At 52.0% G+C, this 9,333-nt stretch carries 12 protein-coding genes; 3 read left to right on the top strand and 9 right to left on the bottom strand.

Annotated features, from left to right (window positions below; all coding sequences use genetic code 11):
• A partial coding sequence (locus AC9UEO_RS12050) for an alpha/beta fold hydrolase (protein ID WP_509533780.1) occupies positions 1-913 on the top strand: 913 nt, incomplete at its 5' end.
• Positions 914-932: 19 nt separating this feature from the next.
• Here AC9UEO_RS12050 and AC9UEO_RS12045 read toward each other — a convergent pair.
• Entirely contained in the window at positions 933-1,871 is a 939-nt protein-coding gene (locus AC9UEO_RS12045) for an alpha/beta fold hydrolase (protein WP_509533777.1), read from the bottom strand.
• Positions 1,872-1,918: 47 nt separating this feature from the next.
• On the opposite strand from AC9UEO_RS12045, the gene folK reads away from it, so the two are divergent.
• Positions 1,919-2,785, top strand: a complete 867-nt coding sequence (gene folK / locus AC9UEO_RS12040) for a 2-amino-4-hydroxy-6-hydroxymethyldihydropteridine diphosphokinase (protein WP_509533774.1) — start codon at positions 1,919-1,921, stop codon at positions 2,783-2,785.
• Positions 2,782-3,546 (top strand): glycosyltransferase, encoded by a 765-nt coding sequence (locus tag AC9UEO_RS12035; RefSeq protein ID WP_509533771.1) that lies wholly within the window; start codon positions 2,782-2,784, stop codon positions 3,544-3,546. The genes folK and AC9UEO_RS12035 overlap by 4 nt, the downstream gene beginning before the upstream one ends.
• Here AC9UEO_RS12035 and AC9UEO_RS12030 read toward each other — a convergent pair.
• The 8 genes from AC9UEO_RS12030 to folP form a co-directional block, all read right to left on the bottom strand.
• Positions 3,543-3,674, bottom strand: coding sequence for a hypothetical protein (locus AC9UEO_RS12030; protein ID WP_509533769.1), 132 nt, complete (start codon positions 3,672-3,674; stop codon positions 3,543-3,545). The genes AC9UEO_RS12035 and AC9UEO_RS12030 overlap by 4 nt on opposite strands.
• A gap of 129 nt (positions 3,675-3,803) precedes the next feature.
• On the bottom strand, positions 3,804-4,154 hold the full coding sequence (locus AC9UEO_RS12025; RefSeq protein ID WP_509533767.1) for a type II toxin-antitoxin system PemK/MazF family toxin: 351 nt from the start codon (positions 4,152-4,154) through the stop codon (positions 3,804-3,806).
• Positions 4,147-4,410: a hypothetical protein gene (locus AC9UEO_RS12020; RefSeq protein WP_509533764.1), complete on the bottom strand. Its 264-nt coding sequence runs from the start codon at positions 4,408-4,410 to the stop codon at positions 4,147-4,149. The genes AC9UEO_RS12025 and AC9UEO_RS12020 overlap by 8 nt, the downstream gene beginning before the upstream one ends.
• A gap of 35 nt (positions 4,411-4,445) precedes the next feature.
• Positions 4,446-5,414 (bottom strand): ABC transporter ATP-binding protein, encoded by a 969-nt coding sequence (locus AC9UEO_RS12015; protein ID WP_509533761.1) that lies wholly within the window; start codon positions 5,412-5,414, stop codon positions 4,446-4,448.
• On the bottom strand, positions 5,411-6,232 hold the full coding sequence (locus tag AC9UEO_RS12010) for an ABC transporter permease (RefSeq protein WP_509533758.1): 822 nt from the start codon (positions 6,230-6,232) through the stop codon (positions 5,411-5,413). The genes AC9UEO_RS12015 and AC9UEO_RS12010 overlap by 4 nt, the downstream gene beginning before the upstream one ends.
• Positions 6,229-7,170, bottom strand: a complete 942-nt coding sequence (locus tag AC9UEO_RS12005; protein WP_509533756.1) for an ABC transporter permease — start codon at positions 7,168-7,170, stop codon at positions 6,229-6,231. The genes AC9UEO_RS12010 and AC9UEO_RS12005 overlap by 4 nt, the downstream gene beginning before the upstream one ends.
• Positions 7,170-8,330 (bottom strand): extracellular solute-binding protein, encoded by a 1,161-nt coding sequence (locus AC9UEO_RS12000; protein WP_509533753.1) that lies wholly within the window; start codon positions 8,328-8,330, stop codon positions 7,170-7,172. Before AC9UEO_RS12000 ends, AC9UEO_RS12005 begins: the two co-directional genes overlap by 1 nt.
• 123 nt (positions 8,331-8,453) lie before the next feature.
• Complete coding sequence (folP, locus tag AC9UEO_RS11995) at positions 8,454-9,293, bottom strand: dihydropteroate synthase (RefSeq protein WP_509533826.1); 840 nt, start codon at positions 9,291-9,293, stop codon at positions 8,454-8,456.
• Positions 9,294-9,333 lie beyond the last annotated feature (40 nt).

The raw sequence follows: 9,333 nt of genomic DNA, 5'->3' as shown, positions 1-9,333 counted from the left end.
CAATGTCATCTCTATTGCACCACGTGGTGCAGTAGACGCCGTCATGCCCGTTGGTGATGAAACCAACATCGGCACGCTCGATATGGCCGACGATGTCGACGCTGTACGTGAAGCGTTACATGTAAAGAAAGTCTCCATCATCGGGTGGGGTAGCGGCGCCACCACTGCAGCTGCCCTAATCATGCAGAACCCAACACGAGTGCAAGCAGCTGTTCTTGATACTCCAATTGATCCGTCAACTTCGTTGGTCAAACAGGCCCCTCAGCACATTGCTGCAACAAAACTTGGTGTTGAAACCGCAATGCGGTGGTGCGCATCACACCTGTCTTGCCCCATGAACGCCAATGTTGCCAAAGGGCTCGACTTGTTGAAAACAAGAATTCGGCTCGCGCGCATTGACCCTGCCATTACATACGTTGCAGTTGCTCGTGCTGCCATTCGCACCATTGTTGAAGGCCACACCCAAGAACTATTCGCTGCAATTACTGCTGCTAACAACAAAGACTCAAAGCCACTAATGGCCCTCATCGGCACTGCACCAACAGCCGCCCAGGCATATGGTCGTTGTGCCGATGTATCACGCGCAGACGCCAAGAAAATCGCACTGGCCCATGCAGCAGTAAAGCCCTACAAGTTCACCATCGGTTCAGAGGCTGCTCTCTATGCATTCTGTGCAGAGATAATCGAATCTGCACGCCCACTCGGCTCAATCAAACCAGCAGTACTAGCCACTGGTGCACGAGTGCTAGTCAACATTGCTCGCGGCGACCAGGTAACCGCACCATCTGTCGTTCGCGCAATGGCAAAGAAAATGAAGTGGACCTACGCCCCCGTCTACGCAAACCGTCACTTAGTAGTGGGCTATGACAATGCAACCACAGTTGCAGCTATGAAGTTCCTCGCCGCCAAGTAGGCAACGAACAAGTAAAGCCCTACAGGCCGGCGAAGTCCCGAATCAGCGCAGCTAATTCCAATGGTGTATCGCCCTGAATGCTGTGACCGGCTTCTAAAACATGTTCAACCCGCGCATGTGGCGCACGCTTCACCAGTTCTGATTCGTCTTCGTCAGTCACTACTGACTGTTTGCGCATTCCACGTACAAACATGATCGGCTTTCCATAACCAGACACCACATCCCACAACGGAGCAGTAGACGGGCGCTTGTCGCCATCTTCTACAGCTGCTTTCATCTCTGGCAGTGGTGGTGCATCAGCACGGCGGTAACGCCACACCCACGAACCATCGTCTTCTTGCAATGCGTTATGCAAAATGCCACGACGCAAACTTTCCACGGTGCGAGTCGGGTTGAACTCAATCGTGCGCTTCAACAATTCTTCAAACGAAGGAAACGTGGCAGGACCATTTACAAAGTCAGTGATCTGCTTTGTCTTTTCTTGGTTCACACCAGGCGTGATATCTACCAACACCATCTTGCGCACCAAGTCAGCATGGTCACGTGTTAACGCCAACGTGGTCAAGCCACCCAATGACATTCCAATCACAGCCAAGGCATCAGGCGCCAACGCACGAATCACAGTGGCAATGTCTGCAGCATTCTGCTGCATCGGCAATGCATCCGCACTGAACGCAGCAGCAGAATCTGAATGGCCATGGCCTGGCAAGTCAATGCACAACAACGGCACGTCAAGTGCCAAAGCCACGGTGTCCCATGTATGGGCATTCTGTGCGCCACCATGCAAGAACACAAGGCGTGGTGAACCCGCGCCCCACTTCAATGCCGACAGCTTTCGAGTGCCATCAACCGATATGAATTCTCGGGAAACTACTGGGGGGCCTGCATAAGCAATGCCATATTCCGATGCATTTTCATGAAACATCGAGAACTCGTCGTATGAGACCTTTTCAACCATGAAACGAGCGTAGTGAATAGGGGGGCCTTGCAGATAGACAGAGAGTCATGGCTCGTGACCATATCTATATCAATGGGCTCCGGCTCATGGCTCTTGTTGGTGTGTTGCCGCACGAGCGTGAAGGTCTGCAGCCTCTCCAAGTCGATGTCGATCTTGAAGTTGATCTGTCAGAAGCTGGCATCACCGACAATCTTGATGACACTGCCAACTACGGCGCTATCTCTCAGGCGATCGCTGAAGTAGTTCGCGATTCAACAGACACATTGCTCGAGCGTCTTGCTGCTCGCATCGCAGACCGCGTCTTGCATTTTGATCACGTGGAAGTCGCCAACGTCACCCTCACCAAACTACGCCCACCAATTCCAGAAGACCTCGTGTCATCTGCTGTGCGCATTGTGCGTAGCCGTGTCGACATGCGCGTCCCTGCTCGCCACCGCGCCATCATCGCGCTTGGTTCGAACCTTGGCGACCGCGTTGCCTACCTGCGTTTCGGTCTCGAGAGTCTTCCAAACGTCATTGCACAGTCTCAAGTATTCGAAACAGACCCGGTAGGTGGCCCTGACAACCAAGGCGCATACCTCAACATGGTTGCCATTGTCGATACAGACCTTGACCCATTCGCATTACTGCGTCGCTTGCTACAAATCGAAGCCGATGCTCATCGTGTTCGTGTTGAACGTTGGGGCCCTCGCACCCTTGACCTCGACATCTTGTTCTACGACGACTACACACTCACCAGCGAAGAACTAACAGTTCCTCACCCTCGTTTTGCAGAGCGTCGCTTTGTTCTTGAACCACTTGCAGAAGTTGCAAGCGAACATTGCCCGTCACACTGGCGTGATCGTTTACCGCAATACGGCGTCTACCCACGCGGCCCTATCGACTCACTTGTCGCACACGTCACCACTTCGTGACATCTATTGCACTTCTCGTGCCTGCCTTTAATGAGGCACAGGCCATGGCGCGCACCGCCCTTGTTATGCGTGAAGCCCTCGACGCCGGCGTTGTCACATCTGCCACTGTTCTCGACGGCGGCTCTACCGACGGCACTGCAGAAGAAGCATTGCAATACGGCATTCGTTCTCTTCACATTCCCAGCCTGCAATCAGAACTTGGCCCCGTATTAGGTAAAGGTGATTCGCTCTATCGCGGCGTCCATGCCGTCCCTGCTGATTGGTATGTGTTTCTTGATGCTGACCTTGGCAACATCTGTATTGATCACATCACCGCACTCACGCAACACATCGGCGAGCCCAATGTCTCGTTCATCAAAGGCGGCTTTGTTCGTGTTGATGAACACGGCGAACCACGTGACATTCCCGCCGGCCGCGTAACCGAACTTGTCGGCCGGCCACTTCTTCGCCGCGCAGCACCACAACTGACGTATCTCTCACAGCCTCTCAGCGGCCAAGTAGCCATTGAAGGAAACCTTGCACGTTCCCTTAGTTTCGTCACCGGCTACGGCATTGAAATAGCAATGCTTATTGATGTCTTTCGCCAAGTCGGCGCAGACGGCATCGTCGAAGCCGACATGGGCACCGTCAATAACCGCTACAAACCAGACGACGCTCTCGAAGATGTCCGCGACCAAGTTCTCGCCGGCGCTGCAATTCGAATCATCACCATGCCCGACTACGGCCTAGTCATGCACGGCCAAGTCACCAACCGCGACTAGTTAGACCAGTCGTCGTCCTCAAGAAATGAGGCGACGCCCAATTGCCATTCCATGTCTTCGCGGGTTTCGCGCTCTAAGCGTTCAGGGTCTTTTCGCAATTCTGCGTAATAACGACCGAGGTCATTCATGAATTGTTCTCTACTGAGTTTGTGCAAGGGCTGCAGTGTCAGTTCTCGGAATTGGCCAGGTGCTTCTTGCATACCTGCAGTTAACTACATCGGTGTGGTGAGGATGCACGGCCAAGTCACCAACCGCGACTAAAGGCTGAGGAACTGGCGCACTAGTTCGCGAATAGTTTGCCAATCGTCGATTTCGATAATGCCAAGCTTTTTTCTCATTCGAGTCTTATTGATTGAACGTAACTGATCGCACTGCGCGTGACTCATCGTGAGTAGCCCATTTTCGATGGATGGATTTATCGGATGCCAGTATTCGTACTTTCTTATCTTTGATGTAAATGGAATAACTATTGAACTGATATGGATGTGGTCGATATCAGTTGAAGGGGCGATGATTAGTGCGGGACGAAGTGCAGCAGGCTCGTGTGGAAAAGGGAGATCAAACTGTGTCATCCAAATTTCGCCGACGTGAGGTAACTCTTTAGTCATCGATTGGTCCACCAGTCACCGCGTCTATTTCGTCAATAAACTCCTGCCAAGCGACAGGGTCCTTCTTCATTTCGATGAGCTGCTGTGCTGCTCTTTCGCGTCCTAATTGACGCTCGTACATGACGACTGCATCTTGAGCGAGGTCCACTATGGACCGACCTGTTGTTTCTGAAAGCTTCACCATCCGTTTATGTGTGCCGGCGTCGACACGAATGGTCGTTGTTTTTGGAGTTTCTGGAACAGTTTTCTTGGCCATGCCAGAAGTCTACATTTTGTAGACACCAACCGCGACTAGGTGGTGGGGCGCAAGATGTGGTCGAAAACGATTCCTACTTCTTGCCCCATGGTCCACTCGGTGCCAACCGTGTTGGTCATGGTCGCGCGAACAAGGCTTTCATCAACAGACATACGCACCACCACAGTCTTAAGTGGGCCAGCAAACGAAAAACTCTGAACAATTCCACGATATGAATCTGGTTCAGCATCGCTCACAACCCGTGTGTGTTCTGGTCGCACCAGAACCGCATGGCCACCTATCGTCACGGAATTTGTCTCACCGATAAATGTTGCAACGAAGTCTGTGCTGGGGTTGTCGTACACCTCTTGCGGAGTACCTAGTTGTTGAATCACGCCGTTACTCATTACACACACGCGATCTGAGATAGTCAGGGCCTCGTCTTGGTCGTGTGTAACAAACAATGTGGTTGTGCCAGTGCGCTTCTGTAACGAGCGAATCTCTTCGCGCACTTCAACGCGGACCTTTGCATCTAACGCACTCAGCGGTTCGTCGAGCAACAATACGGTTGGCTCAATGGCCAACGCTCGAGCCAATGCCACACGTTGCTGCTGCCCACCAGACAATTGGTGCGGATACCGATGACCAACATCAACAAGCCGAACAAGGTCGAGCATGTCAGATACCACTGAAGCACGCTTCTTCTTGTCCATCTTGCGAATAGAAAGACCAAACCCAATGTTCTCTGCAACTGTGAGGTGAGGAAACAAGCTGTAGCTCTGAAATACCATTCCCATATTGCGCTTCTGTGGTGGCACAGGCTCAATATTGTGGCCATTCATAATCAATCGGCCAGCATCAAATTTCTCAAATCCCGCAGCAACGCGTAATGCAGTTGTCTTGCCACACCCACTAGGGCCGAGAATGGAAATCAATTCGCCCTTTTCGACAGACAAAGTGAAAGCTGACAACGCCTCTAAGTCACCGTACTTTTTCGTAACGTGGGCAAATTCAAGTTGGCTCATGGTGTGATTCTGATTTCTTGTGAAGATGATGTCGGAGACTTTTTCTGAATTCGGCCAAGAACCATAAACAGAACAGTGGTCAGAACGAGCAGCAACAAGGCAACTCCCATGGCACCCTGGGGTTCGCGACCCTGGGCTTCCACCATGTATGTCGGCAGAGTGCGCTTCAGCAGCAGTGAAGATATGGCGAATTCACCCATCACCACAGCAAATGCCAGAAACGACGTTGTCAAGATTGCAGTCCAAAGATTCGGAATCAATACTTTGCGAAAGGTCTGTTGCCACGAGGCACCAAGTGACCGTGACGCGTTCACCAAGGTATGCAAGTCAAGTGCTGCAAATCCCGCATCAAGAGTGCGGTATGCAAACGGCAAACACAAAATTGCATACAACGGCACAAGCCCGTAGTTGGTCGACACTATCCAGGGCACTGTGTCGCGGTAGGCGCCAGACACTCCGACAACCAGCGCGATTGGCGGAACCACATATGCCAATAGCGACACTATTTCTGCAGCCATCTTCCACTGCACCGCACGCAAGTGAAGCCACAAGACAGTGGGAAGCAACAAAGCCAGAACCACCAAAACAGTGACAATGCCTAATCGCACGCTCAATAGGAATGCTGGTTGAAACTGGTCATCGCTGATGGTGTTCATCAGCCCACGAATAGTCCACCGGGAAAACAAGGTATCGCGACCTAACAGCGACATTGGTACTCGTTGCATCGCAAAGCGAGTCATTGCCAACATTGGCACTATAAAGAATGCGCCCACCACAATGATGACAGGCCATTCCCACGTTGTGCGGCGCTTGTTCATGCTGTTCTCCACCGTTCTGCACGTCGCCGAAGAAGCAAGTAGCCGGTCATAACGAACAACAAGATCAATACCATCCATGCAGCAAGCGCATACCCAAGGTTGCCCTTACCCGTAATCGTGTTTCCCTGCAGATAGAAACGAATCTGTACCGGCACCAACCGTGACCCACCACTTGACAAGGCATAGGCCGTTGCATAGGCACTAAAGGCATTAGCAAACAACAACAATGTGCCGCCCAACAGCGACGGAGTGAGAATGGGCAAGCCAACACGGCGCCAATACTGAAATGGTGATGCACCAATATTGATGGCAGCCTCGCGCCACGTGGGGCGCAGCCCGTCGATGGCTGGCAACATCACCAGCAGCATCAAGGGAATCTGAAAATACAAATAGACAACGACAATTCCCCAGAAGTCGTAGATCTTGAAGCCGGCTCCGTAGAGGTCAATACCGTTGTGGTACAAGATGCGAGTAAAGAGCCCTTGTGCACCGAGCGATGCAATAAACGCAAAGGCCAAGGGGATACCACCCAGGTTTGCAGCAACTCCGGAAAACCCAGTCACTAAGTTGCGCAAGCGGCGGGGCCGTTCAATGCGCGACGCTGCCAGCGCAAAGAGAAATCCAATGATTGCTCCGAGTATTGCTGAATACAGCGACAGCTTCAGCGAAAACATAAATGATGAACGATTCGATGCGCTCATTGCTTCCACCATTGCTGATGTGGTGGACCCTGTCACAGGGCGAAAAGCTTTGGTAAACAACACCACTGTTGGAACGAGAAGAAACAGCCCAACAAAAGTGAAGTAGGGAAGTATTGGTAATACCAACGATGGCGACCAGCGCCCAGACGTGGCGGAGGCCCGGCTACCCGCCGGGCCTCCAGTTACGTTTTTCTCTTGAACAGGGGAGAACTTAAAGAGAAAATCGAGCTCTGACACTATTTTTTGTCTGCGACGAGTGGGCCCCACTGCTTAGCCAAAACTTCTTTAGCTGCTGCGATTTGCTCCTGTGAAGGGAACTTCAAGCCTTCAAGCAACGATGCTGCTGGCAAGTTCTTCTTCATGTCTTCAGTGATTTTGCCTGCTGCTTCAAGAGTTGCGAATCGAGCGGGGATTGCTCCACCTTCGAGGTAACCAAGTGCACCTTCGTCAGAAATGATGTGGTCAATCCACAACTTCGCTGCGTTCGGGTGTGGGCTACCGGCAACAACGCCTTGTGCGTAGTATCCGCCGTAGACGCCATCAGATGGAACCTTGATTGACACGGTGATGCCATTCTCGGTCAACTTTGGTGTGAGGCCTGGATAGTTGTATGTCCAGTCGATCCAGATTGGAGTGTCACCAGAAAGAACTGATGCTTCAGTCACGTCGGTGCCTGCCATGTTTCCAGCTGCTTTCAACTTTGCGAAGTACTCGATACCAGGAAGGATGTCGTCGAACGAACCGCCGTTAGCGATTGATGCTGCCATCACTGATGCAAATGCTGCACCAGCTTCGCGAGGGTCACCGTTCAAAGCAACTTGGCCCTTGTACATCGGGTCAAGAAGTTCAGCAAATGATGTTGGAGCTGTCTTCACGATGGTGTCGTTTGAGCCAATGGCCATTACGCCGTAGTACGCAGCAACCCACTTGCCGTCAGCATCTTTCATGTCTGCAGGAATTTCATCAAAGCCACATGGCTTGTATGGCTCCCACAGGCCCTTGGTGTCAACTTCTTGCGCAATTGCAGGACTCACGTCAAGTGCGTCTGGCATGTCTGGCTGACCCTTCAATGTCTCTACTGCAGTGAGTTCGTCAGCGCTTGAACCGTCTGGGTTAGCAACAGGGTTCTTCACCATTGGGTACTTCACGCGGAATGCTTCGAGGATTCCCTTGTAGTTCGCCCAGTTGTCTGGCAAAGCGATGAGGTTTACTTGAGCCTCTGTGTCGGCTGCAGTCTTGATGTCAGCTGATGGACAATCTGAAGTTGCTGCCGGAGTAGTTGTGGCTGCTTCATCGGAACTTGAATCGCCACCGCATGCACCGAGCATGAGAAGCGAAGCAAGCGCAAATGCACCAACCTTCGATATGGATTTTGTGTTTAGTCGTGAGTTACGCATGAGCCATACCTTGCCCTAAGCAGATTTCCATCGCGCTACATCAAGGTAAACACACGACCCTGTTTACCTAAAGTCTGCGTGACACATGTTCGCGCGTTAGTTATACCTAACCGCGACTAAGCCTCAGGTGGTGGGGGCGCGCCACAGGGAACGGTCGAGCAATACATCGCTGCCCAGTTCCGCATGGCCTTGCAACACATCCCACACATCAAGAAAGTTGCGCACTTCTTCAATGTCGTGCACGCGGTAGATACCAGCACGAGTCAATGTCAACGTGTGGGCAATAGCTGCCAACGTGCCGCTTAAGCGTTCGCGTGGTGGTCTACCTGTAATAGCCCCAATGAAGTCTTTACGAGACACCGGAAACAACACAGGCCGTCTGTATTCCAACAACTTCGACACATGACGCAACACATCAACAGTTTGCGCTGGTGTCTTTGCAAAGTCTGGGCCCGGATCAACAATCACTTGTTGGCGTGACACACCAGCAGCTGCCAACACAGCCAACTTGTCATCCATGAATGACAACACATCAGCCACTACGTCTTCATACAAGTTCGCATCAGTCAGGCGTACCTTTGGCCTGCCACGGTTGTGCATCAGTATGTAGCCAGCGCCTCGTGATGCCACAACATCCGCCAGTTCCGGGTACAGCAACCCACTGATGTCGTTGATGATGTGTGCACCTGCATCTAATGCAGCAGCAGCAACCGCTGGCCTATATGTATCGATGCTCATAATGGCGTCTGTATTAGTAGCCACCCATTCGATTACTGGCGTAATGCGTTCAATCTCTTCGTCTTCGGAAATCTCTGGCACACCCGTAATGGCCGACTGCCCACCAATATCCAATATGTCTGCACCCTGAGCCGACACTTCACGCGTACGTTCCATACGCGCTTCAACGGTTGCATACTTCCCGGCATCAGAAAACGAATCCGGCGTTGCATTAATAACGGCCATAATCATGGGCCGATCAATATCGATTGTGAGTCCGCGAGCT

It is taken from the genome of Limnohabitans sp., assembly GCF_040401495.1.
GTDB lineage: Bacteria > Pseudomonadota > Gammaproteobacteria > Burkholderiales > Burkholderiaceae_C > Limnohabitans.
This window is presented reverse-complemented; position numbering and strand designations above follow the sequence as displayed.